This window comes from Echinicola pacifica DSM 19836, assembly GCF_000373245.1.
In the GTDB taxonomy this organism is placed as follows: Bacteria; Bacteroidota; Bacteroidia; order Cytophagales; family Cyclobacteriaceae; genus Echinicola; species Echinicola pacifica.
This window is the reverse complement of the sequence record NZ_KB890738.1, coordinates 492,587-516,514: the sequence shown is the minus strand read 5'-3', so window position 1 is coordinate 516,514 and position 23,928 is coordinate 492,587. Positions and strand designations below refer to the sequence as shown.

At 43.6% G+C, this 23,928-nt stretch carries 20 protein-coding genes; 9 read left to right on the top strand and 11 right to left on the bottom strand.

Annotation, left to right across the window (positions count from 1 at the left end; genetic code table 11):
• The first annotated feature begins 36 nt into the window (after positions 1–36).
• The gene (dgt, locus tag B050_RS0102145; protein WP_018472228.1) at positions 37–1,383 is read left to right on the top strand and encodes a dGTP triphosphohydrolase; all 1,347 of its coding nucleotides are present in this window, start codon (positions 37–39) and stop codon (positions 1,381–1,383) included.
• Between the two features lie 28 nt (positions 1,384–1,411).
• Here the strand turns inward: dgt and mtgA are convergent, their stop codons facing one another.
• Complete coding sequence (gene mtgA / locus B050_RS0102140) at positions 1,412–2,104, bottom strand: monofunctional biosynthetic peptidoglycan transglycosylase (RefSeq protein WP_044201642.1); 693 nt, start codon at positions 2,102–2,104, stop codon at positions 1,412–1,414.
• Positions 2,105–2,490: 386 nt separating this feature from the next.
• Between mtgA and B050_RS0102135 the strand changes: the two genes are divergently transcribed.
• Positions 2,491–3,840: a DUF1214 domain-containing protein gene (locus B050_RS0102135; protein WP_018472226.1), complete on the top strand. Its 1,350-nt coding sequence runs from the start codon at positions 2,491–2,493 to the stop codon at positions 3,838–3,840.
• Between the two features lie 287 nt (positions 3,841–4,127).
• The gene (locus B050_RS0102130; RefSeq protein ID WP_157492492.1) at positions 4,128–6,440 is read left to right on the top strand and encodes a glycoside hydrolase family 20 protein; all 2,313 of its coding nucleotides are present in this window, start codon (positions 4,128–4,130) and stop codon (positions 6,438–6,440) included.
• Between the two features lie 28 nt (positions 6,441–6,468).
• Here the strand turns inward: B050_RS0102130 and B050_RS0102125 are convergent, their stop codons facing one another.
• Positions 6,469–7,818, bottom strand: coding sequence for a fasciclin domain-containing protein (locus B050_RS0102125; RefSeq protein WP_083923229.1), 1,350 nt, complete (start codon positions 7,816–7,818; stop codon positions 6,469–6,471).
• Positions 7,819–7,936: 118 nt separating this feature from the next.
• Here B050_RS0102125 and gldB point away from each other — a divergent pair, with 118 nt between their 5' ends.
• Complete coding sequence (gene gldB / locus B050_RS0102120; RefSeq protein ID WP_018472223.1) at positions 7,937–8,938, top strand: gliding motility lipoprotein GldB; 1,002 nt, start codon at positions 7,937–7,939, stop codon at positions 8,936–8,938.
• 108 nt (positions 8,939–9,046) lie between these two features.
• Here gldB and B050_RS0102115 read toward each other — a convergent pair whose 3' ends face one another.
• The 4 genes from B050_RS0102115 to B050_RS0102100 all read right to left on the bottom strand — a co-directional run bounded on the left by B050_RS0102115 (position 9,047) and on the right by B050_RS0102100 (position 16,204).
• The gene (locus B050_RS0102115) at positions 9,047–10,747 is read right to left on the bottom strand and encodes a SusD/RagB family nutrient-binding outer membrane lipoprotein (RefSeq protein WP_018472222.1); all 1,701 of its coding nucleotides are present in this window, start codon (positions 10,745–10,747) and stop codon (positions 9,047–9,049) included.
• Positions 10,748–10,768: 21 nt separating this feature from the next.
• Positions 10,769–13,945 carry a SusC/RagA family TonB-linked outer membrane protein gene (locus B050_RS0102110; protein WP_018472221.1) on the bottom strand — a complete coding sequence of 1,059 codons (3,177 nt, stop codon included), beginning with the start codon at positions 13,943–13,945 and terminating at the stop codon, positions 10,769–10,771.
• A 460-nt stretch (positions 13,946–14,405) separates the two neighbouring features.
• Positions 14,406–15,578: an MFS transporter gene (locus tag B050_RS0102105; RefSeq protein ID WP_157492491.1), complete on the bottom strand. Its 1,173-nt coding sequence runs from the start codon at positions 15,576–15,578 to the stop codon at positions 14,406–14,408.
• 194 nt (positions 15,579–15,772) lie between these two features.
• Positions 15,773–16,204, bottom strand: coding sequence for a VOC family protein (locus B050_RS0102100; RefSeq protein WP_018472219.1), 432 nt, complete (start codon positions 16,202–16,204; stop codon positions 15,773–15,775).
• Between the two features lie 224 nt (positions 16,205–16,428).
• On the opposite strand from B050_RS0102100, the gene B050_RS0102095 reads away from it, so the two are divergent.
• Positions 16,429–17,031 carry a nitroreductase family protein gene (locus tag B050_RS0102095; RefSeq protein WP_018472218.1) on the top strand — a complete coding sequence of 201 codons (603 nt, stop codon included), beginning with the start codon at positions 16,429–16,431 and terminating at the stop codon, positions 17,029–17,031.
• An 86-nt stretch (positions 17,032–17,117) separates the two neighbouring features.
• Here the strand turns inward: B050_RS0102095 and B050_RS0102090 are convergent, their stop codons facing one another.
• From B050_RS0102090 to B050_RS0102075, 4 genes are all read right to left on the bottom strand, one after another.
• Positions 17,118–17,375, bottom strand: a complete 258-nt coding sequence (locus B050_RS0102090; RefSeq protein ID WP_018472217.1) for a DUF6952 family protein — start codon at positions 17,373–17,375, stop codon at positions 17,118–17,120.
• Positions 17,356–17,670 carry a thioredoxin family protein gene (locus B050_RS0102085; RefSeq protein ID WP_018472216.1) on the bottom strand — a complete coding sequence of 105 codons (315 nt, stop codon included), beginning with the start codon at positions 17,668–17,670 and terminating at the stop codon, positions 17,356–17,358. Before B050_RS0102085 ends, B050_RS0102090 begins: the two co-directional genes overlap by 20 nt.
• Before the next feature lie 104 nt (positions 17,671–17,774).
• Positions 17,775–18,347: an inosine/xanthosine triphosphatase gene (gene yjjX / locus B050_RS0102080; protein ID WP_018472215.1), complete on the bottom strand. Its 573-nt coding sequence runs from the start codon at positions 18,345–18,347 to the stop codon at positions 17,775–17,777.
• Positions 18,348–18,638: 291 nt separating this feature from the next.
• A complete protein-coding gene (locus B050_RS0102075; protein WP_018472214.1) occupies positions 18,639–19,346 on the bottom strand; it encodes a YebC/PmpR family DNA-binding transcriptional regulator in 708 nt (235 codons plus the stop codon).
• A gap of 158 nt (positions 19,347–19,504) precedes the next feature.
• On the opposite strand from B050_RS0102075, the gene B050_RS0102070 reads away from it, so the two are divergent.
• Positions 19,505–20,842 (top strand): NAD(P)/FAD-dependent oxidoreductase, encoded by a 1,338-nt coding sequence (locus B050_RS0102070; protein WP_018472213.1) that lies wholly within the window; start codon positions 19,505–19,507, stop codon positions 20,840–20,842.
• Positions 20,843–21,359: 517 nt separating this feature from the next.
• Here the strand turns inward: B050_RS0102070 and B050_RS0102060 are convergent.
• Entirely contained in the window at positions 21,360–21,806 is a 447-nt protein-coding gene (locus B050_RS0102060; RefSeq protein WP_018472211.1) for a gamma-glutamylcyclotransferase family protein, read from the bottom strand.
• 186 nt (positions 21,807–21,992) lie between these two features.
• Between B050_RS0102060 and B050_RS0102055 the strand changes: the two genes are divergently transcribed.
• The 3 genes from B050_RS0102055 to B050_RS0102040 all read left to right on the top strand — a co-directional run bounded on the left by B050_RS0102055 (position 21,993) and on the right by B050_RS0102040 (position 23,923).
• Entirely contained in the window at positions 21,993–22,238 is a 246-nt protein-coding gene (locus tag B050_RS0102055; RefSeq protein ID WP_157492490.1) for a hypothetical protein, read from the top strand.
• 522 nt (positions 22,239–22,760) lie between these two features.
• Positions 22,761–23,153 carry a DUF4890 domain-containing protein gene (locus tag B050_RS0102050; RefSeq protein WP_157492489.1) on the top strand — a complete coding sequence of 131 codons (393 nt, stop codon included), beginning with the start codon at positions 22,761–22,763 and terminating at the stop codon, positions 23,151–23,153.
• Between the two features lie 167 nt (positions 23,154–23,320).
• A complete protein-coding gene (locus B050_RS0102040; RefSeq protein ID WP_018472207.1) occupies positions 23,321–23,923 on the top strand; it encodes a TIGR04282 family arsenosugar biosynthesis glycosyltransferase in 603 nt (200 codons plus the stop codon).
• The last annotated feature ends 5 nt before the right edge of the window (positions 23,924–23,928 follow it).

Here is a 23,928-nt window from a genome sequence, read left to right as displayed (position 1 = left end):
TAGGCCATAATTAGGGAGCTATTCTTAATTTTGGGGATGATGAAATGGGAAAAATTGCTACAATCGGGTCGTGGAGACCTCAAAAAGGGTGTTATTGCCAATTCCAACCCGTATCGAAGCGAGTTTGAGCGGGACTATGATCGGGTAATATTTTCAGCTCCTTTTCGTAATCTCCAGGATAAGACGCAGGTATTCCCATTGCCTGAGCTTGATTTTGTACATACTCGCCTTACGCATAGTCTGGAGGTATCAAGTGTGGGCAGGTCACTAGGCAAGTCAGCCGGAGAATATTTATTGAAGAAATATCCTGATTTGGAGCAAAAGGGGGTCAGTAGCTACGATATCGGTGCTATTGTGGCGGCAGCGGCATTGACGCATGATATTGGAAACCCTCCTTTTGGCCATGCTGGGGAGGATGCCATTTCTGATTTTTTTAAATATCATCCAGCGGGAAGGCTTTGGGAAAGTCACCTTCAGGTGGGTGAATGGGCCGATATGGTGGCCTTTGAAGGAAATGCACAGGGATTCAGGATGCTATTGGAGAAGACCAATGGACTGCAGCTTTCCTATGCCACCCTTGCGGCATTTACCAAATATCCTCGCCCTTCTTTTGTCAAGGAAAAATTACCTAAAAGAAGAAGCCATAAGAAGTTTGGCTTTTTCTGCGATCAAAAACAGGACTATCGCAATTTGGCTACCCTACTGGGGATTCCCGAAATTGCCGAAAACTGCTGGTTGAGGCATCCTTTGGCTTTCTTGGTGGAAGCAGCCGATGATATCTGCTATAGCATCATCGACCTGGAGGACGGCTGTACCCTTGGACTCGTCTCTTTGAAGGATGTGATTCAGCTATTAGCAGGTATTATAGGAGATAGATTTGACGCCGAAAAGCTAGATGCGCTGGAGACCTCGAGCCAGAAATTGGCTATTTTGCGGGCTATGGCCATTGGTCAGCTTATCGGTGAGGCAGTGGAGGCATTTTGTGAGCATGAAGAGAAAATGCTCCTGGGGGAATTTGACCAGGCCTTGACTGATGTGATCCCTTCGGCAGAAATACTTGAAAGGATTACCTCCATGTCGGTGAAGAAAATTTACAGATCCCAGCCGGTATTAGAAAAAGAAGCGGCAGGATTTCAGGTTTTGGAAGGCTTGCTGGAGGTTTTCTCCCTCGCTCTTTACCATAAGTATTTTGAGCAGGACCAGTTTTCGGGTAAGGATAAAAGCATCCTACGATTGCTGCCAGAGAATTTTCTTCCTAAACATGAACTGCCCATGCCTTATTTATTGCTGCGTAAGCTGACTGATTTTGTCAGTGGAATGACTGACAAATATGCCTTGTCTCTTTACCGAAAGGTGAAAGGAATCGCTTTGCCAGGCACCTGATCAGGAACTGGCTATTGTGCTTAGCTCGTTATTTGGCGGTGTCAAATTTTACCGGTGCCAGGTTATTCATATTCCTGAGGATCCAGGCTTGTCTTTTTTGGTTATAGGCAGTAGGTTTGGCTGGGGACCAGCGCAGTGGATTGGGTAATACTGCCGCTATCATCGCCGCCTCCTGACGGCTTAGCTTTGCCGCAGGCTTCTTATAAAACGCCTGTGCCGCAGCCTCCGCTCCATAGATCCCATCTCCCATTTCGATGACGTTTAGATAGACTTCCATAATCCTTTCTTTGGACCATATGAATTCTATAAGAACGGTAAAATAGGCTTCCAGACCCTTTCTTAAGTAATTTCTGCCAGGCCATAAAAAAACATTTTTGGCAGTTTGATTCGTTATAGTACTTCCACCACGCAGCCTTTTTCCAGACTGGTTTCCCTCTATTGCCTCCTTTATGGCATCCATGTCGAAGCCATTATGATCAAGGAATTTTTGGTCTTCTGAGGCCACCACTGCCTGTACCAGATGCTGAGAGATCTCCTCCAGTGGCACCCAATCCTTCTTAAACTGCCGGTCGCTTTTTTCATTCGCTGGCCCTTCCACCAGGCGGATAGCCATCAGCGGTGTGAAGTACACGGGCACGAATCGTAATACCAGCGTCATGCCAATGGTGATACCAAAAAACCAAAGCAGCAACCTGCCAATGAAGCGGAAGAGTTTTTTCATAAAATAAGGGTATTCCTCCTGCAAAAATAGAAGGAATTTTGTCTGCAATTGATTTAATCAGCCAAAACCTTAGGAGTTTTTTTCAGTTGTCGATAGGGTTTTTATACCTGCTGGGTTCCATCGTTAGGTTGATGTGCGTAGGGAAATTAGCCCCCGTAATTCTCTAGGTAAGTGCCTTCCATTGATCCCATTTCATAGAATTTATATATAATAATTCCTTATTATATTTGTTTTTAGGACTAAAGACAAAACAAATCCCTTCTAGTTCTCATTTGTAACAGAGTCAAGGTTTACCTATTTTTGGTGAAAAACATATACATGGCCCTTATATTTAGCATTTGAGCCTGTTATTTTAGAATACACCTAACACTATATAATTATTAAAGATGAAAACCAGCTATAAGGTAATACTAGCATTATTTTTTATGGGATTTTTTTCCTGTAAATCTGAGAATTCCACTACAGAAAGTACCAGCTCCGAGCACCTGGAAACTCCCTCAGAGGAGCAGATTATCGAAAGCTATATCTATTCCTTGTCGAGGTTTTTGGTGATCCGCCAGGAGAATATTGATATCGCTGAAGAGAATGTTGATTATAATCGTATAAAATTCAATGAGCCTGGGCGGGCAGAGTTTGTGAATCCAAATTTGGACGTTGCTTATTTAGAAACCTGGTTTGCCGTGGATGAAAATAATGCGGTCCTGCTCGAGATCCCAAAAATTGAAGGACGATACTATACGGCTCAGATTATGGATGAATGGGCTGAGATCATCTATAATGTTAATGAGCGCAATTTTCCGGACCATCCCTATGGCAAATATGTCATTGCATTGAAGGGCTCAAATGTGGAGATACCCGAAGGAGCCTTGCGCTTGGATATCCCTTCCAAAAAAGCGAAAATGCTGGCTAGAGTGGAGCTGAAAAAGGATAAAACCGCCGCCATCGCCCTACAAAAGGCTTTTAAGGTCAGCCCTCTTGGTAATCCCATCATAGCGCCTGCTATAGCGATTCCTGAGTTTACCAATACAGAGCTAATCCGTGCGGAGATATTTGAGGAGAAACTACTGAGGGAGGTATTTGACAGTGCCCCAGATTCTAATCCACATGGTCAAAAATATCAAGAAGAGGCCTTGGAAGTAGCTAAATTTGTGTCTCAAAGTGCAGAAAATAAAGAAATGGTTTCAAAAATTATTGCTGAAAAAGCCTTCCCCGCCTTTGGAAATTTTCTAAATACATACGGCGACAAGCGTGGAGGATGGTCCAGCACCCGCGAATACCTTTCCATCGGAGAAGACATCTGGTTTCATGCACTGGTAAACTTTGGTGGGATTTGGTGGAATTCCTCTTCGGAAGTGGTGTATTATACCGCCTCGGTGGACAGTGATGAGAAAGTTCTCGATGGCGATAACGTATATATCATCCATTATGCTCCTGAAGACCTGCCAAGTAAACATGTGAATGCCTTCTGGTCCCTTACAATGCTGAGCACTCCAGAATTCCGTGTGATCCCCAACGAACTGCAGCGATATAACCTCAATAGCTTGATGGATTTTAACTATGAAAAAGATGGCTCCTTAAAGTTGTATTTGGCCTCCGAATTGCCCGCTGGAGCCCCAAAAAGCAATTGGCTGCCTTCCCCTAAAGGGCAGAACTTTTCGCTTACCAATAGGTTTTACGTTCCAAAACCCGAGGTGCTAAGTGGTGATTACTACGTGCCGCCAATCCAAAAGCAATAGGAGATTGGTTCACGGAAATTTGCCTTTATAGGCGATAATAATAGATATAAAAGATTGGTATTAGCCGCCTTCACTAGGATTGGAAGATCTTGGATTCCTAATATTGGTTTCTACTTGAACTGACATTTGCCTATAGAAGAGAGAGATTAGCTGTTACAGGCTGGTCTCTCTTTTTTTTGCGGCGCAAAAATAACTATCCCCAAAAACGGATTATTTTCCACCCTAATCCTCCTAATAATATGCTATTATTGTAAATAATACATTACTATCAACTCTACCAAAATTCAATGATTGATCTTCATTTTAGAAATGAGCCTCTATTAAGCGCTATCAAAAATAGAATGTCCTCTCCCATTCTTATTGGTCTGTTATTACTGCTAGGCCTATTATTTATATCGCCCCTAGCCTATTCCCAGTCTTTAGCGCTTATCCCTAAGCCGGTGGAGATGGAAAGAGGAGAAAGTTCCTTTACGCTATTACCAGACACCAAAATTGTGGTTTCCTCAGAGGACTTTATAGATCACGGCATTCTGCTAGCTGAGGGTCTGGGATTGGCTGAAAATAATATAATCCTAGCGGATCAATTAACCGCTGAAGTGCCTTATATATCCATCAAAATTGAAGAGTCACTCCTTGAGAAGGAGGAGGGCTATTATGAAATTGAGGTGCTGGAGAATACCATAGCTATTCGGGGATCAAAAGCCTCCGTGCTCCCTGGAGCGATTTATAGGCTGGTCCAATTAAGCTTATTACAGGATCAACGCTCCATATTGCCAGCGGTAAAAATTAAGGATTATCCCCGATTTGAGTATAGAGGGATGCACTTGGATGTAAGCAGGCACTTTTTTCCAATGCCTTTTCTGGAGAAGATGATTGATATGATGGCTATTTACCAGCTCAATACTTTTCATTGGCACCTGACGGATGGGCCAGGATGGCGTTTGGAAATTAAGAGTTTCCCAAAACTTACCGGGCAAGCGGCATTTAGAACTCACTATACCTGGAAAGATTGGTGGGCTTCTGGTCGGAAATACCTGGAAGAAGGTGATCCTCAAGCCTATGGTGGGTATTATTCTCAAAAAGACGCAAGGCAGCTGGTCGATTATGCCCGGGAGCGTGGGATTACTATTATTCCTGAAATTGAATTTCCCGGTCATTCAGAAGAAGTGCTGGCCGTTTACCCTGAGCTCGCTTGCTCCGGAGAGCCGTATTCTCAAAGTGAATTCTGCATGGGGAAAGAAGCAACCTTCGATTTTTTTGAGCAGGTCTTATTGGAAGTTATGGATATCTTTCCCTCACAGTACATCCATATCGGAGGAGATGAGGCAAATAAGAGTGCTTGGAAAAAATGTCCTCACTGCCAAAAAAGAATGAAGGAGGAGCACCTGGAAGATGAAGAAGAGCTTCAAAGTTATGGTGTTCACCGTATAGAGGAATTTCTGAATTCCAATGGAAGAAATCTTATAGGCTGGGATGAGATCTTGGAAGGAGGGCTTCCACCCAGAGCCACGGTAATGTCCTGGCGGGGCATTTCTGGTGGAGTGAAGGCTGCGCAGAATGGCCATGAGGTGATCATGACTCCGGGTAGCCACTGCTATTTTGACAGCTATCAATCTGATCCGAGCACGCAGCCAGAAGCCATCGGTGGATTTTTGCCTATTGAGAAAGTATATAGTTATGAGCCCATTCCTGCGGACCTCGAGGCTCACCAAAAGAAGCTGGTCAAAGGAGTGCAAGCCAATCTATGGACTGAGTATATACCCTCCAGGGAACATGCCGAATATATGCTCTTTCCGCGCTTGCTGGCTTTATCCGAAGTTGCCTGGACAAAATCGTCCTCCAAAGATTGGGAAGACTTCTTTGAAAGACTGCAGGGCCATTACCGTTTGTTGCAGCGAAAGGGAATCAACTATTACCATCCCTCAGTAGATTTGACGGTTTCGGCTCTTGCAGATACTGCCCGGCAGGCCTCTTTAGTAACCATCAGCTCAGAGCTGTACCAACCTATTATTCGGTTTACCACAGACGGAAGTACGCCTGATATCAATAGCAGACAGTACCAAGCGCCATTTTACGAAGCAGGAACCCAGACCATAAAAGCTGCTATTCAAATCTCAGAAAAGGAAATGGGGCCGGTGGCAGAAACAGAATTGGGATACCATAAAGCCGTGGGTGCCGAGGTGCAATACCTCTCGGAATATAGCAGTAAATACTCCGCCCAAGGGGACTATACCCTAGTCAATGGCAGCCATGGAGGCTTTACCTATTCCGATGGACAATGGCAGGGTTTCGAAGGAAAGGACTTGGATATTCTCGTGGATTTGAAGAAGGAAATATCAATTGATGAAATAAAAATCACCTTTATGCAGCTGATAGGGCCGGGAGTTTTCCTGCCCGGGCAGTTGGAGATCAGTACCTCCACCGATGGCAGCAATTTCTCTGAGCCGATTATCATCAGTCATAGCATTCCTGATACCGATAGTGACCTGATCATTCATCCCTTTACCACTGCGATCGATAAGAAGGCCCGGTATATCAAGGTCAAGGCTACCAATTCACATAATGGATTTCTATTTGCTGATGAGCTTATGGTGTATTAGGATGGGTTAGGAGATACCTATCATCGTCTTATTCTTGGATTTGTAGTGGCAGGACGCCTTTGATCCCGTGGATAAGGCCATTGGTGGCCAGTTTATTTTGATAATTAGGATCCAGAATAATTCCATTGATCGTGCCGCCATCTGCTGCGGGTACTAATGGGTATCCCGGCAATAGGCTGCGCCATTCGGTCAAGGTATCAAAATCAGTGGTGAATTTTCTGCCTAAGGCAATATGATGCATCAAGGTTTCACGAAGCAGGTCCTTTTCCACTTCATAATATCCTGAGACTTCTAATTCCTGATACCAAGCCAAAAAAGCGGCATTATCTGGGGCAAATACGGTATAGACTTCCTCCGCTTCCAGGAGGCTGAGCAGGTCAGCGTAAATGAGTGCTGCCTTAAACTCAGAATAGCCGGAGCCATCTCCTCCTTCCGACACCAAGGTGGCGAGGGACTGTTGGGGAGCCGCTAATACATGGTCTATTTCATGAATGAGACCATTGCCTCCTGTGATATCTCCCCGGCTGATCTGGGTGGTTCCATTCATCCAGGTATTTTCCTGAAAGGAACTTATATATAAGGAGTCCTTAGAATTCATCAGCAAGGAACCTGTGCTAAAATCCGCCTGGGAATATTCTCCGTCCCGGATCATATAATTGAGGAGATTGCTCAGGTCACTGATCGCTAGCCAGTCAGTTTTGCTAATCTTCTGCGCGTCAAAATACGCCTGAAAAGCCTCATTGGTGGGGGCGAGGATGGTGAAGTTTTTCTCAAAATCGGCTAATTGCCCAGAGAGGCCGGCGGTTTCTATCCCTTCCGCCAGGGTGGTATAGCCAGCATTTTTCATCATTGATACCAAATTTAGCCTTTGTGGATCCAGCAGGCCATCCAGGATATGGATTCGGCCGTTGGCCAATATCAAATCTGCTGACATGAGATTTACTTTCCCATTGACCGTCAGACGTCCATTCTCCTCATTGATCAGCCAATAATATCCCGACAGCAAGCTAGGCTGCACGGCGCCCGATAGGCTATCTCTGCTCTGGTCTCCAGGGCTGAGGTGGTAAAGGATAATTCTTCTCCATTCCTCAGGGCTGAGATCTTCCCCGGCTAGGATCCCCCGCTGCTCAAAAGCCTGGTCAGATGACAGTAAAAGGGTAAAGGGTCCTTGGTTCTCTAGGCTATCTTCTAATCCTGCACGTCTCATACCCTCGGCGAATACCTTGAAATTTGGGTCTTGATTGATAAATCCGCTGATGCTTAATTGCTTGTATTCCGGCGCTGGACTTTCTGTTCCACAGGAAAAAAACATTATAGAACTGAATCCTATCAGGAGGGCCATTAGGCTGTGGTATAGTGCAGGTCGTATAGTTTTCATTATATTTTTATGATTTGAGCCATGATAGTTTGCATAAGCGCAATTGCCGTGCTTAAGTTTACAGCAAACTTCCCATCAGGCTATTGTCAGCAGTGCTGACCTTACAAAGTTACATGCTATGCTAAAAAAAACGGCGATATTTCATCTCTTATTACCTTTAATCTTTTTGGCTTGCCAAAAAAAAGAAGAAAAATGCCATCCTGCGGAGGAGGTAGCGTATATACCTATCGAGCTCCAGGTGCAGCGAATGGAAAACCGACTGTTTGAAGCCAAAGGTGAAGGGGATATTGCTTTTTGGCTGGAGGAGTACCCCTATTTTACTAAAAAATACCTTCAAGAGGACTTATATCCCAGCAGGGAAGCGCTCATCAGCAACCTCACGGCCATTCCTCAGGACAGTTTAATGCAGGAATTATATAATGAGGTGACTAAGGAATATGGCCAGATCGATGATATTTTGACGGATTTAGAATTGGCTTTTAAGCATATCAAATACTATTACCCTGAATTTGAAGTTCCCAAGATATATACTTTTGTAAGTGGTTTTACCTCTGATTTATATATTGACAAGGAGATGATTGTGATAGGTTTGGATTATTTCCTTCCCTCGGATCATAAATTTCAGCCTCCCGAAGTACCACAGTATATGACAGATCGCTATAATCGTGAGCATCTGGTGCCTATGATTCTGATGGCTATCAGCTCGGCTTATATAGAAAGTGACCTGTCAGACAATTCATTGCTGGCTGAGATGGTGTTTTACGGAAAGGCATATCACTTTACCAAGGCCATGATGCCTTGTACTTCGGAGGAGTTAGTGATTGGATATACACCTGAGGAACTTGCCGCCTGCTACGCCAATGAGGAGTTTATTTGGGAGCACTTTATTGAAGCGGAGATTATCTATGAGACCAATCCGTTTGAGATCCGGAAATATACCGGGGAGGCTCCTTTCACCGATGCCATCAGCCCGGATGCTCCAGGACGAGTGGGCAGATGGATAGGATGGAATATTGTGGATGCTTATGCAGAAAAGCAGGGGGTCGATTTGGTAGATTTGATGCGGGAGAGGGATGCAAAGAAGATCTTTATGAACTCAGGGTATAAGCCTAGCCGATAAGGATTAGCAATATATATAAGGGGTTTTTGGTTAGATTTCGCTGATATATAGGCATAAAAAAAGCTGCTTCCTGAAGAAGCAGCTTTTTATCTATCAACTAAACCCTATTTATTTTGACCACCATAATTTGGTTTCTTGCAAATCGGCACCTTGGGTGCTGGTTGCCTGGTTATAATTGTCAGGATTAGAAGTTTGTACTCCACTACCGTATCTCATTCGCTGAGGGTAAGCACCCGCGGCGATGGTACCAGGACCATATAGGTCATAGTCAGTTACACCTGCTGCCAATGATGCTGGATATCCCGTGTCTCGCACGATAGACCAAGCCTCATAGCCATCAGTATAATGAGCAATCCATCGCTGAATCGCTATTTTTTCTAGATTCTCTTCGGAAGTCCCATTGAGCAAGGCCATATCCTCAGAGGAAAGGTAAGTGCTGATGCTGGCATCATCCACTCCCCAAAGCTTCATTGCTTCGCTGATCCCCGCCTGATAAAGTGCTTGTGCATTTCCAGTGCCGTACCCCTTCAGGATTGCTTCTGCTTGCATAAACAAAGATTCTGAAGATAAAATCACCGTTTCCGGTGTGGCGGCATCTCCGGAATTTTTCTGCGCAATCACCAATTCACTTGGTCTGCTAAAGAATCCAAATTGTACCAAAGGCTTCATTTCAGAACTTAACCTTACCGGCTGGCCAATATTATTGGTTTCCTCTGGCATGGTCACTATTACTTCACTTCCATTGTCTAGCCAGGTATATTCCGCTCCAGCCTCGTCAAAGATGCTTTTTAGGAAGGCCGTTCTCTTAGGGAACAGTTGGTATCCTTCTGGATCTTCAGCCTGAGCGGGTCTGAATAAGGTAAAGGTACCTCCCTGCGATGGCTTAGTGTATTTCTCCAAACGTGGATCATTATTATCTCTAAGATAATTTACCAGTTCTCTACTAACAGTCCAGTCAGATCCGCCACCGAAATTATACCATACGTCACCGTAGGTGGAATAATCCCACTGGTTGATTTCCAGGTCTTTAGGGATAAGGGCGCTTTCGCCTTCGGCAAGAAGTGGAGCCGCCATGGCTTCATTGATGACTTGCTGGCTGAAGTCGTCTCCCTCAGCACCTTGGGCACGGAGCCCGATCTTGAGCTTCAAGGTATTGGCAAAACGCTTCCATTTCTGTAAGTCGCCACCATAGATTACATCATTATCTCCCAAATCCTCCAAAGCATCTCCAGTGGAAGTATTGTCACCGATGGTCGCCATTGCGGCATCTAGATCAGCAATGATCCCCTGATAGATCTCCTTCTGAGTATCGAATTTTGGTAAGTTGATATCTTCCTTGTATAGGTCGCTATAAGGAATCATCCCAAAAGTATCGGTGAATAACTGGTAATAATGGCTTTTGATGATCTGTACTACCGAATAGGTCAGCTCATTCTCAAATGCTCCACCTGGCTGGGTGAAGTCCAGAAGTTGCTTGATAGTGGACAGCTGTCCATTATAGTGATCCCAAGTGGCATCAGTATAGGCTGCATCATACTTATAAGAGAGGTCATCACTCCACCAGGAGACATTATGTCCAAAGGTGATATGACCTGCATAGCGATCAGCATGGATGATATTCGCTCTCCAGTAGGCATATCGAGCCGGGATATACGGACTAATCATCATCTGCGTCAAGAAGTATTTGGCGCTGGCATCTTCCTCACCGATAAGGTTTGGATTGGTATTGATCTCCTCAAAATCACCCGTGCAGGATCCTAATACTGCCAAGGTGCTGAGTCCAAGTATAGTTTTATGAAATATTTTCATGGTTTGTCTAATTAAGGCGGTTTAAAACTTCACATTCAGGCTAAAACCAAGAGAACGGGCTGTAGGCATGGAGTAGTACAAGTAACCTTGTCCAGCATTGCTTGTTCCCAAATTCGCCTCAGGATCAAATCCTCCATCAAATGCTTTGTAGAAGAAGAATAAGTTTCTTCCGATAAAGCTTACAGAAGCAGATCTAAGTACTGAATTACCCAATAGGCTGCTTGGGAGATTGTAAGTCAATGACAATTCTCTCAATCTTACATTGGTCTGATCCACGATATAGTTTGACCCGATACCGCTAAGCGCTCCCCAGTATTGTTGGGCAGTGATCGTGTTGGTATTGGCGGTATAAGTACCGTCAGCATTGGCGATTACGCCATCCACCACGATTCCACCTTCTCTGTACTCAAGTGTTTTTGGGCTGATCCCGGCACCATCCATGGCAGATTGGGTACCAGTGTACATCTGACCACCAAATCGGCCGTCAATTAAAAACTTTAAGCTGAAATCCTTATATCGGAAGGAGTTGTTGAAGCCTAATAAGAAGTCAGGCTGGAAGCTTCCGGCTTTTACTCGCTGACCAGAACTCTGTGGTCTGCCATCAGCAGTCAGTATCCAGTCACCAGTCTCTGGGTTAGTCATCACTTCTGTAGCCCAGATTTCTCCGTATCCGCCACCTACTACTGCTCTGGTATCCACAGACCCGCTATTATTCACATTCCACTGACGTGATACCACATCCGGAAGGAATTCAGTTAGCTCGTTTTTATTATGAGAGAAGTTGATATTAGCATCCCATCCGAAGTCGTCCTTTCTTATTGGGCTACCACCTAGCATTACTTCAAACCCTTTGTTCTCGATCTCACCCACATTGGTGTGTACATTTGGATAGCCAAATGGATTCACCGCTTGGTTATCTGTGCTTACGATATCGATCAGATCAGTGGTGCGGATTTGGTAATAGGCCATATCCACATAAAGTCTGTTTTTGAAGAAGCTTGCTTCAGCACCCACTTCCACCGTATTGGTGAATTCAGGGCTTAGGTTTTGATCATACCAGGTGTTTGGAATAGTCAGGGTAGTGATCCCTAAGTAAGAGCTGATTTTGTCTTTCAGGTTATAGCTGTTTTGAAGTCTCCATGCGGAAGCATCCTTACCTACGCTGGCCCAGCTACCTCTGATTTTAAGTAGGTCCATTACTTTTTGTCCTGGATCAATAAATTCTCCTAGCATCACCGCTAAGCTGACAGATGGGTAGAAATAAGACCAGTTGGTGCTTGGCAAAGTGGAGGTCCAGTCATTTCTGCCTGTGATATCCAGGTACACCAGGCCACCGTAATTTAAGCTAGCAGAAGCGTAAAGGGAGTTAGTCACTCGCGTTACGGGTACACCTGCGCTCGAATTCACGATATCCGCACTTCCGATGGTTGGTTTAGTAGGGATTCTTAGGTTTTGGCCAGTTACACTCATGGCTTGAGATAATTGGTGCAGGTGGTTACCACCGATATTACCAGTAATCTGGAATTTCTCTGTGATGTTTTTGTTGATCATCAAGAGGAAATCAGCGTTAGTTTCCTGGATTTTATTATTCGCAAATCCTACGGCTCCATCCTGAACGAACCAGTGACCCGGTTGGGTAACGCTCTCAGAGCGGATGTCTGTCCAGTCTGTACCTACTCTGGCATGTGCAGATAGCCAATCCGTCAATTGGTATTGGATTTTTGCAAATCCCATAAAACGGTTACGCGTATCTTCTGCCTTATCATGGTATAGGGTCCAGTAAGGGTTGCTAGAATTGTCAGTTACACTGCGTACGTTTCCAGTTTCCTCATCCTGATAGTCTCTGAAGTCATCCAGGATGGCATTACGAGGCATATTATATACACCTGCCAATAGTCCTTCAGTACCCTGTGTTACACGGTTTCTGGTAAACTGGTTAGTATAAGTGGCCTTAGCATCCATAGAAAGTCTGCTGGATAGCTTGGCGGTGGCTCTTAAGTTAAAGTTGTTTCTCTTCAGGAAGGAATTCTCCACCATGGCCTTATTATAGGTATTGGTATAAGAGAATCTGGCCGTCACCTTTTCGTTTCCTCCGGTTAGTGCCAATGTATTTACATAGTTTCCTCCGGATACGAAGAAGTCTTTCACATTGTCAGGCTGTGGAGAGTAAGGCTTAGTGGAGCCATCCCAATATAATTGGTCGCTTCCATCCAATTTGCCACCCCAGCTGGAGCCACTGCTTCGTAGTTCCTCAGTAGTGGCAGGGGTTCTACCTCCGCTTCCTTGACCATATTCATTTTGGAATTCTGGAAGCAGCATTGGGTTAGAGACCATGGTACTGCTGGAGTAAGTTACTCCGAGTCCTTTGCGGTTGTTACCTTTTTTGGTGGTAATCATGATAACACCATTGGCGGCACGGGAACCGTACAGTGCGGCAGCATTTGGACCTTTTAGCACGGTCATGGATTCTATATCATCAGGGTTCAAATCAGAGATACCAGATCCTGAGTTGCCACTGCTATAGACTCCACCACCTTCGTTAAGGCTGGTATTATCCATTGGAATTCCATCCACTACATACAGTGGTTGGTTGCTTTGGGTAAGGGAGTTATTACCTCTAATGATTACCCGCACGCCGGCTCCTGGACCTGATCCGGATTCTGTAATATTTACCCCGGCCACTCGACCTTTAAGGTTGGAGATGGCACTAGAGGAGGCCTTTACAGCGGCGATGTCCTCACCATCCACATTCTGAACGGCATATCCTAGGGATTTTTTCTCCTTTTCCAAACCAAATGCCGTTACCACAACTTCATTGAGCTGCTCCACATCTTCAGACAAGCTTACGTCAATGACTGTTTGGCTTTCTACTTTGACGATATGCTCGGTGAAGCCTAGGTAAGAGAATTTAAGGGATTGTCCGGGTTCTACATTGATCGAGTAGTTACCGTCTAGATCGGTGATGGTGCCTTTGGCAGAGCCAACGATGGTCACACTCACTCCTGGCAAAGGAATGCCATCTTCATTATTGGAGACCACTCCGGTGATGGTCACTGGCGCTTGAACTACCAAAGCGGGACTCAGGGCCCTTGGCGCCTCTGCTCCGAGAGCATTTACTACAGTGAATGTCTGTAGGCAGCTCCCAAAAACAACCGCTAAGGCGGCTGGCTTGACGAATTGTAAAATTTTCGAGTTCATAAAATAGGGTTATGGTAATATTTTAAACATTAAACTACTTTATTTCATCATGCCCGTATGGATGATGAACCGATGCTAAAATTCTTGGATTTTTTGGGTGATTTTTACTTACTTCTCTGGGTTTAATCTGTTAAGGATATTTGACTCTTTTTACTCAATGTTTACCTAATCTTTAACTTAATTCTCCAGTAATGTAAAAAAATTTTTAAAGTAATCTAAAGAACATCAATAAATTTTTTAACAATGTTTAAGATTTATTGTGCTTTAAACAATTAATTTTGGTAAAGTTTCAGCTAATAATGTTATATGAAACCAAATTTTGGTAATTATAATGCAAGTTTTACGTTCGATTATTGCAAATTATGTAAAAAAGGTTGGTATAACAGAAAATGAAAAATACAAGTAAAAAATTGTAGGGCAGACTGCGGTATTACCAAATTGTTATTACTTATCGCTAGGTCTATCTACCTATTTTGGCCAATGACCATAGGCCTAATAATGGGCCTAATCCTAAGCCAAATAAAGCATATTGCTCGGGTATAATAGTCATCAGCCAGGCGCTTCCCTGAAGGCTAATGATGGTGAGCGCATAGCCAAGTCCATTGACCACCGTGAGGGCACTGCCGATGATTTCGGGAGGACTGTTTTTGGCCAAAGAGGTGGAAAATAAGGGGGAGTCCGAAACAACAACCGCTCCCCAGACCATCATAAACAACAAAAATAGAGGGGCCGAAGGAAGTAAAAATGCCGCTGGAGAGGCTAAGCAGCAAAGCATGGAAATCCCTAAAGATAGCTTTGCCACTCGCAAAGTTCCGACTCTAAGGGAGATTAGCCCCGCTGAAGCACAACTCACACTGCCAATTCCAATTATCAGAAATGACCATAATGGGACATTAATGTGAGCCCCTTGGCTGCTATTATAGAATAGTATCATCCATGGCACAAAGGCCCAGAAGGTATAGAGCTCCCACATATGACCAAAATATCCAAAAGCCACTTTTCGAAAAGTGCTGTTTTTAAACGCATTAAAGGCTGCTTTTAAGTTCACCCTAGCGGCGGGCCTGCGATAAGGACCATCTGGGACCAACGTAACAATGCCTATACCGCCCAGGGTGGATAAAAAGGTGGTGGTATAAACGACACTTTGCCAGGTCATGGAGGAGCCAAAGGCGCTTAGGAAATGAGGGAAAGCCGTGCCTAGGACCAAAGCGCCAACCAAATAGCCCAAGGTCCTTCCCAAACCGCGCTCATAATAATCAGCAGCGATTTTCATGCCCACAGGATAAACTCCTGCCAAAGTAATCCCCGTCAAAAAGCGAAGTATAAGTAAGCTGCTGAGTGTATTCCCTTCCCACAGCAGCATGGCATTCAGCCCTGCGCCGGCGAGAGCACTGAAGAAAAATAGCCGGGAAGGAGAAAATCGATCTGCTAAACAGAGGATGGCAAATAATAAAGTGCCAATGATAAAGCCAAACTGTACCGCTGAGGTAATGTCTTGAAGCGTATTGCCGGCGATGTCATAGCTGGCAAGCATCTTCTCCGCCACGGCATTAGGCGCAAACCATATCGAGGTGCAACAAAATTGGGCGAGTACTATTAGCGGAAGAATAGGTCGGGGTGGGTTAGCTGGCATATGGCCAAAATTAAACATTTAGCGTAAAAATCACCTTGCCTTTTCGCTGGAAATCAATTTCTCCTCTAGCCTATAAAATGAATTGCCCCTTACCTATCAATGAGGCAAGGGGCAATTTCTGTAAAATATAAACCTTGAAGAGCCCTTTTGGGCGCTCAGGGGGCTATAAGTGAATGGAATTTAGATCCTTATTATCAAGCGTCAGCATTATAACTTACCATCCAATTGATACCAAAGGGATCCACTAGCATCCCGAAATAATCCCCCCAGAAGGTATCGGCCATAGGCATGATCACCTGACCCCCTTCCGAAAGACCCGAAAAAAATTGCTCTGCCTGCTCCTTAGTGTCTGCTGTGATCGATACGGAGATGTTATTTCCAACAATGGTCTTGGACTCCCAGCCAAATCCTACGTCACTTCCCATCAGCGTGATGTGCTCATTTATAGGTAAGGAAACATGCATAATTTGATTCTTCTTTTCTTCTGGCACCTCCATACCGTCCTGAGGGGGCATCTCGCCAAACCTCGAAAAATAAGAATATTCCCCACCAAAGAGGGACTTATAAAGCTTGAATGCGTCTTCGCAATTGCCTAGATAATTGAGATAGGGATGAATGCTGGGCATAGTCTTCTGGTTTTTTTGTTTTTGACTTTGATGAAGCTTAAGTTACACAAAGAAAATGACTTATGGTTTGGGAAGAATGGGAATTAAATCAAAATTTATAAGGTAGTTTATGTAAATTTTACCAGTACTTGAACTACAATTGTTAAATTGAGGTTGGGAAATCACATTCCTTTCAATTGTGAGGGGATACACGGGAAAATATAAAAACATAACACCACTATATTATGGAAAAACCGACTTTTAACCTTGAGGAAGTCAATAAGATCATTCGTAATCGCCGATCAATGTTCGTATCGCAGTTCAAAGAGAATGATCCTGTTGAGGATTCCATCATTGAGGAGATGCTGGAAAATGCCAATTGGGCGCCGACACATAAGCTTACCGAGCCATGGAGATTTACTGTTTTTAGCGGAAATGGTCTTCAGCAGCTGGCCGACTATCAGTCGGAGCTGTACAAGGAAAGATCGGAGAAAATGGGGACTTTCAAGCCTGCCGTATATGATAAATTCAAAGAAAGCCCGCTGAAGTGCTCTCATATTATTGCGATAATAATGAAAAGAAATGAAGCTTCTGGTTTGCCGGAAATGGAGGAGGTATCTGCTGTGGCGATGGCCGTCCAGAATATGTACCTTACCGCCTGTGCACATGGGCTTGCCGCTTATTGGGGTACGGGTGGAGTGACTTTTTATCCCGAGGCAAAGGCATATTTCGAGCTGGAGGAGAATGACCAGCTGATGGGCTTCTTCTATGTGGCCAAGCCTAACCTGGATGTATGGCCTACCGGCCGTCGTAAGCCTATCGCTGATAAGGTGAAGTGGGTAAGATAATTCATTAATAAAGAGAGTAAACTATCAAAAAAAGCCTTTGAAAATTAATTCAAAGGCTTTTTTTGATTCATCCATTGAGGACAATTTTATTTGTCTATGGAACCCATCACTCTTTTCATAAAGGTGTTCATGGCTTCTTTTTTGTCCATGCCCTCTTTGATCATATTGTTTACTTCCAGGGTTCCGTATAGATTGGAGAGCAATTCGCCCATTACCTCTAGCTCCTCATCCTTCAAAGAAGAGATTTCGGTCATATTTTCCAGAAGTTCAATGGTTTCATTTACCCAATCTTCATCATTTTCTTCTATAAATTGAAGAACGTGCTTAATTATCGGCAATCTCATCGATTAGTTCTTTTAGTTTTTCTTCCTTATTTGTTTGTGTCTGATTTACCAATTCACCGCCTTTGAAGGCTGCAAAAGTTGGTAGATTCGTTACTTGAGCGAGTTTTCTAGATTCTGGAAGCTTTTCGGCGTCTACATATAAGAAGGTGATGCCTTCGTAGCTGCCTGCCAATCGCTTCATCTTAGGCTTCATAATGCGGCAATTGCCACACCATGTCGCTCCATATTGAACGATCACTTTGTCATTCTCTGCAATGATTTCCTGTAGGTTGTCTTGTTCAAGTTCTTGTAACATATCTTAATTCAATTTAGCTGTTAATTCCTTCTTTTTGGTACAACAAAGATAATATCTATAAATTCTCTAAACCAATTGATAAAATCTATTAACGATAGATGGTCTTAATATAATCCTTCATTGGATAGGGGTATGAGGGCGAGACTTACGGCCTGCTCATAGTATTTGGCGCGATCCACAGCTCCCTTGGTGAGGATACCCACTGCTCCACTTTCCTGCTTAGAGTTTTCTCTATCAAACACCTTATCATCTGCTTCTCCCAGCTCCATGCCTCCTCTGACCAGCTTACTTATGGCCTCCGGCAATATAAAAGTAGCGGTTTTGGACTTGCCTATTTTACCCGCTTTGTTGAGGATCACCACCCAAGCGAAGGCGGACATCTCCTCTCCTGTATCTTCCACACCTCCTTCTATTCCTACCCAAAAGTCGGCCTCCGGGAAAGTTTTTTGGGCATTGGAAGCTCTGTTGAATGCTCCTTGATAAGTTTCCTGATCTCCCATGGGCTGATCGCTGACCTGGGAGTTGATATTGAGCCCTTCCACGATAAAGTGCTGCTCGTCGAAGATCTTATGGAAGCCCTTGGAAGTGCTATTTACCTTGACGGGGTTTTTGCTTCCCACCACGATGAGCTGCTCTCTGGTGGCGGTTTGAATGTTTTTTCTCTTTGGAAATATCATTTTCGATGATTTAATAAAAATAGGTTTTTGTTTTTTGTCGGCCTATAACGAAAGGCACTAGGATCGTATCTTTTTTCCTAAGTCTAGTCATTAGGATTTTGGGCGGGCCGCTTAAAGAATGCGGAGTTTTTACCATTTGGCTTTTCTGGTCCAAAGCTGGTAGGAAAAAAGGACTTATTATAAGGAACCGTTCCCTATAATGACTATCTAAAGTAAACCCAATTTACTGTTTTTTTTGTATAAATGGGAAATAAAATAAGCCTTTGGACAGTCCCAAAGGCTTATTAATGCTTAAGCTATATTGTGATAAACGCTGTTGACGTCATCATCCTCTTCCATTTTTTCGATCATTTTATTGACCTCTTCCTCTTGCTCCTCAGTAAGCTCGGTGGTGGTGGTAGGGAAGCGCTGAAATTCAGCACTAGTGACCTCAATACCTTTGTCCTCCAATGCCTTTTGCATGGATCCGAAGTCTTCAAAAGCGGTATAAATGAAGATTTCACCTTCATTTTCGTCAATATCATCTAAGCCAAAATCAATCAACTCCAGTTCCAATTCTTCCAAATCGTGCTCTCCCTGCGGGAATCTAAACACCGCCTTATGATCAAACATAAAACTCACTGATCCGGAGGTGCCCAGAGAACCTCCTCCTTTGGAGAAATAATGCCTCACATTGGCGACGGTCCGATTGATATTATCTGTGGAGGCTTCCACGAGAATGGCCACACCGTGTGGCGCATAGCCCTCATATACCACCTCTTCATAGTTGCTCTGGTCCTTATTGCTGGCTCTTTTGATGGCCGCTTCGATACGATCCTTGGGCATAGCAGCCCCTTTGGCATTCTGAATAACCGTCCGCAGCTTGGGGTTGTTTTCAGGGTCCGGGCCACCCAGTTTTACGGCCATTACGATGTCTTTTCCCAATCGGGTAAAAACTTTGGACATCTTACTCCATCGCTTGAATTTTCTCTCTTTTCTAAATTCGAATGCTCTTCCCATATATATATATACTTTTCTGCTTCGTAAAAATAATAAATCTTTTGAATGTGCCCATCATTCATGACTAAACAAGTGCATTTCCATCGAGGGATTTTTATATTTGTACTACCACCGCCAGATAACCAGCATAACTTACTTTTCACAAAAATCCAATTTACATGGTATTTGAAGCTAACCAACCGATTCCTAATCTCCCTGTGTCAAACCGGCCCAAGCTGGTAATATTAGGGGGTGGATTTGCGGGACTGAAGCTCGCCAGAGAGATGATCAAATCTGAGTATCAGGTCATTTTGCTGGATAAGAACAATTACCACCAGTTTCAACCCTTGTTTTATCAGGTAGCCACCGCTGCACTGGAGCCAAGTGCGATATCTTTCCCTCTTCGTAGGGTATTTCACCATACGCCAAATGTCAGCTTCAGAATGGCAGAAGCCCAAAAGCTGGATCAGGAAAACAATAGGCTGTTTACCAATGTCGGCTATATCGATTATGATCACTTGGTGCTTGCCATGGGGGCAGATACCAATTATTTTGGAATGAAAAATATCATGGAGCATGCCACGCCCATGAAGACCGTCTCTGAGGCCCTATATATTCGTAATCGCATCATCTCCAATTATGAGATGGCTATCAATATCGCCGATGTGGAAGAGCGCAAGGCCCTGATGAATGTGGTGATCGTAGGTGGTGGGCCTACTGGCGTGGAGCTCGCTGGAGCTATCGCGGAACTCAGAAATACCGTTTTCCCTAAAGATTATCCAGAGCTGAACTTTAAGAATATGCGCGTGGTGCTCGCTGAGGCTGGCCCAAAACTGCTCGCAGGAATGTCCACCGAGGCGAGTGATAAAGCCGTGGTATATCTCGATAAACTAGGTGTGGAAGTCATGGTGAATGCTGCCGTGGAGGACTATGATGGCATGACCATCAAGATCAAAGAACATGAAAGCCTCCAAACGAAAACCCTACTCTGGGCTGCAGGGGTGAAACCTAACCTGATAAAAGGCCTCAAAGAGGATCAGATGATCCCAAATGGACGGCTGATCGTCAATCAATACAACCAGCTGAAAGACTCCGAAAATATCTTCGTTCTCGGCGATCTCTGTGTCCTTACCGATGAGGACTATCCTCGTGGCCATCCACAAGTGGCTCAGGTAGCGATCCAACAAGCCGACCGAATGGCTGATAATTTTAAGGCGATGACGGACAATAGGCCTTTGAAGAAATTCAAATATAAAGACCTAGGCTCTATGGCTACCGTCGGTCGCAAACTTGCTGTAGTCGATCTTCCCTACCTGAAATTCCAGGGGTTTTTTGCCTGGATCACCTGGCTGTTTGTTCACCTGATGGCTATCGTCGGCGTGAAAAATCGCATCATGATCTTTATGGACTGGGCTTGGAATTACCTTTCCTTCGATCCTGCACTGAGATTACTCATCCGACCTAGGTATGTGAAGCCCAAAGATCAGGATGAATTGGTAGAAGAAAAACACGATTAATATTAGGCTGTTTAGCAACATCCCTTCCATTCAGTACATGAGGATTGCTATCCTGTTGGCGGTTCGTTTCGCACCATTACCCCCTACCGCTGCGCAAAAGCGCATGAGGCAGGAGCTACCTTTAAGGTATGGATGATGGGCCACTTTAGACCTTTAGGATAGAGAGGTATTAGCCATGGGCAAAGCTATATATTCTTCTATTCCCCATTATATATTTTCATACAATTTATCTGCTCGCATGATGCTTGAGAATCACGTGTTGGGCGGCGACCTGGGATCCATATATGGGTTAAATAGAATAGTCTTGGAGTGGCAATATTATTTCAAGAAAAAAAAGAAATTCCTTTTTCTCGAATGAAATTCGAGAGCTAGCCTCCTATTCCCAAATCAGCAAAATGATTAGGAGTTTGTAAGAACCAAGCCTTTCGGAAATCTCATGGTTTTAGGAGATTATCTTGGTTTAACACACATCCTAATCATTTAGTTTATTTATTAAAATAGACAGTTTAACTATTTTTTAATACAGTTTATTGGGTGATCGGTTGATTATGCTGCTGAGGTAAGAGTTGGGAAGTTGCAGGGCTCTTCCTCCCCGTAGTATGGTTTCGTAATAGTCCTGATTTGGGAAAATATTGCTTACATTTTGATTAGAAATAAAAGTATAAGCAGAGCTGTTTCCCTCTTTCATAGCGATGGAGACTTCAGTAAACTCATAGTCTTTCTCGGAAGTCAAGAAGTGCGAGACATCAGCTTCAGTAATTTCATAGACCGCACCATACACATTTTCATTTGGGCTTGGAAGGATATTGGCGCGAGCGGAACCATCGGGATTAGGGTGGCTAAAGCGGAAACCGTAATGGGGAAGCACACCCACTCCAATCAATTTTGGTGGATGCTGTAATCTTCCTACTAGTGTATCCTGATCCAAATTGCTGGCATAACCAAAGTAAAGACGAGTGGACATATCGGAGCGTTGTTTTCAATGAAACTAATGAAAAAAATGGAGATGTCTATGGAGGGTGAATTATTTTGATAGCTAAAAAAAATCAAACTAAGAACGGGACATTAGCGGTCTGAATTACTGGGGGAGTTCAGTTTGACCACATTCATTTCGATCGATACGGCAGGCAAGGGTATATCTAATGAAGTCATGAGGAAAGACTACACTAGTAAGATGGATTACTTTAAATCAGCAGAGATGAATGGAAAATTTCACCTTTTCAGCTTGCTGATGGCGCAGGAGCTTGGTGCTACTATAGGATTTGGGAAGGGATATCCACCACAGGGTATTGAATACTATATAACAAACAAAGCAGACGGAAAGGAAATAGAGAATCTTGGGCTGATCATTTGCGATTATTTGCCAAATAAGATGCCTTTGGAGATATTCTATTAAGAAGGTCGATACTTTCTGTCTGTAAAAATTCCATTGAGGTTCAGGGATGAGGAAGATTTTTAAAGGGTATCAACGTGAGAAATGATGATCTACTCCTATTGGTATTTGACTTATCGCACATTATCATTATCTGGAATGAAGCCATTCTTGGATAAATAGCAGCAATGATAGGCCTTTCAAATCATTTTTGGCTAGACTATCTAATTGGACATAGTTTTGGAGCTCATCCAGGTGGTTTTACCGAGTAGTTTTCTTTTTCATAGTGTCACACTAGTAGTTGACCTTGCTCCATTATTGACCTCCATCGACAGAAAAAATAGGAGTGTCAGATTTTATATTTTGGCTTTCCAATACGTTTTATCTGATTATAAGGTATTCATAGACAATGGATTATAGTATTGCCAGGCGCACAGAAGTACGACTTTGAAGATATACTCATGTTAAAAAAATTCCTGAGCAGATTAAACCAAAACTATATGGTGGGGTCAAAGGAGTATAAAACATAACAAAACATACCATATCATGAAAAAAATATTGTTCGTAATGTGCCTAATGGCAGTGACTGTACTTAGTGTAAATGCACAACAGCGTGGAAACCGTGAGAATATGACTCCGGAGAAAATGGCCGAAAGGATGACCGAGAAAATGACGGAAGACCTAAAGCTAGATGAAGCCCAGAAGCAAGAGGTATATGACCTAAATCTGGAATCTGCTAATAAGCGCACCGAGATGATGGCTAAAGAGCAAACGGATAAGAAGGCTGCTCGTGAGAATATGAAAGCAGACCAGGAAGCTCATGAGGCAAAACTTAAGGAAATCCTTACTAATGACCAGTTTGTAAAATGGGAGGAAATCCAAAAAGAGCAGCGTGAAAAGATGAAAGACCGCAGAGGTGGCGGAGGAAGACCGCAATAAGAAAAAGTTTAAATCACCTAATATATTGAAAACCAGTCTTAAATCTGGTATATAATGAAAGGAGGACCAAAAAAGGTCCTCTTTTTTTTTAAATTGGCAGTGCTTTTGAGAATGATTTTTGGAAAATTCTGTTTATAATTGATTACCCGAATATAACTTTCAAGACCATGAATGAAAATGCTATAATTATTTTTCAAGAAAATCCTACCCCAGGAAAGGTAAAAACTAAGCTAGGTGAGGTGATTGGTGGTGTTAAGGCTGCTGAAGTTTATAAGTATCTATTGCGAAATATCCATGACTTGGTGAGGAACTATCCAGCCGACGTATTTGTGTATTTTAGCGAAGAGGTGGATCATGATTTTATGCTCAATGATCATTACCATTTGGCCTTACAGGGCGCTGGGACGAATACTGAGAAAATGAAAAATGCTTATGAAGAGGTGTTTTCTAAGGGCTTTGAGAAGGTTTTATTCCTAAGACCTGATACCAAGGAGTTGACGCTAGACATTTTGGATGAGGCATTTGAGGTGCTGAACTACCAGGATCTAGTGATCGGGCCAGCCCAGGATGGCAATGCCTACCTGCTGGGAATGAAGATGTTTCATGCCGACCTATTGGATCATATTGATTGGGAAGATGGTACCACCTGCGAAAACATCGTGTTGGATGCCAAGGTGAAGAAGGTGAATTGTCATAATTTGCCTATGCTCTTCGATGTAGAAAGCTACGAAGACCTGAAGAGTCTTAGAGGGATCTTAAATATTAAATAGAAATA

Bases quoted from the DNA above. Each gene is read 5' to 3' on its own strand.
- dgt (WP_018472228.1), top strand. From the start codon at position 37: ATGATGAAATGGGAAAAATTGCTACAATCGGGTCGTGGAGACCTCAAA.
- mtgA (WP_044201642.1), bottom strand. From the start codon at position 2,104: ATGAAAAAACTCTTCCGCTTCATTGGCAGGTTGCTGCTTTGGTTTTTT.
- B050_RS0102135 (WP_018472226.1), top strand. From the start codon at position 2,491: ATGAAAACCAGCTATAAGGTAATACTAGCATTATTTTTTATGGGATTT.
- B050_RS0102130 (WP_157492492.1), top strand. From the start codon at position 4,128: ATGATTGATCTTCATTTTAGAAATGAGCCTCTATTAAGCGCTATCAAA.
- B050_RS0102125 (WP_083923229.1), bottom strand. From the start codon at position 7,818: ATGAAAACTATACGACCTGCACTATACCACAGCCTAATGGCCCTCCTG.
- gldB (WP_018472223.1), top strand. From the start codon at position 7,937: ATGCTAAAAAAAACGGCGATATTTCATCTCTTATTACCTTTAATCTTT.
- B050_RS0102115 (WP_018472222.1), bottom strand. From the start codon at position 10,747: ATGAAAATATTTCATAAAACTATACTTGGACTCAGCACCTTGGCAGTA.
- B050_RS0102110 (WP_018472221.1), bottom strand. From the start codon at position 13,945: ATGAACTCGAAAATTTTACAATTCGTCAAGCCAGCCGCCTTAGCGGTT.
- B050_RS0102105 (WP_157492491.1), bottom strand. From the start codon at position 15,578: ATGCCAGCTAACCCACCCCGACCTATTCTTCCGCTAATAGTACTCGCC.
- B050_RS0102100 (WP_018472219.1), bottom strand. From the start codon at position 16,204: ATGCCCAGCATTCATCCCTATCTCAATTATCTAGGCAATTGCGAAGAC.
- B050_RS0102095 (WP_018472218.1), top strand. From the start codon at position 16,429: ATGGAAAAACCGACTTTTAACCTTGAGGAAGTCAATAAGATCATTCGT.
- B050_RS0102090 (WP_018472217.1), bottom strand. From the start codon at position 17,375: ATGAGATTGCCGATAATTAAGCACGTTCTTCAATTTATAGAAGAAAAT.
- B050_RS0102085 (WP_018472216.1), bottom strand. From the start codon at position 17,670: ATGTTACAAGAACTTGAACAAGACAACCTACAGGAAATCATTGCAGAG.
- yjjX (WP_018472215.1), bottom strand. From the start codon at position 18,347: ATGATATTTCCAAAGAGAAAAAACATTCAAACCGCCACCAGAGAGCAG.
- B050_RS0102075 (WP_018472214.1), bottom strand. From the start codon at position 19,346: ATGGGAAGAGCATTCGAATTTAGAAAAGAGAGAAAATTCAAGCGATGG.
- B050_RS0102070 (WP_018472213.1), top strand. From the start codon at position 19,505: ATGGTATTTGAAGCTAACCAACCGATTCCTAATCTCCCTGTGTCAAAC.
- B050_RS0102060 (WP_018472211.1), bottom strand. From the start codon at position 21,806: ATGTCCACTCGTCTTTACTTTGGTTATGCCAGCAATTTGGATCAGGAT.
- B050_RS0102055 (WP_157492490.1), top strand. From the start codon at position 21,993: ATGAGGAAAGACTACACTAGTAAGATGGATTACTTTAAATCAGCAGAG.
- B050_RS0102050 (WP_157492489.1), top strand. From the start codon at position 22,761: ATGAAAAAAATATTGTTCGTAATGTGCCTAATGGCAGTGACTGTACTT.
- B050_RS0102040 (WP_018472207.1), top strand. From the start codon at position 23,321: ATGAATGAAAATGCTATAATTATTTTTCAAGAAAATCCTACCCCAGGA.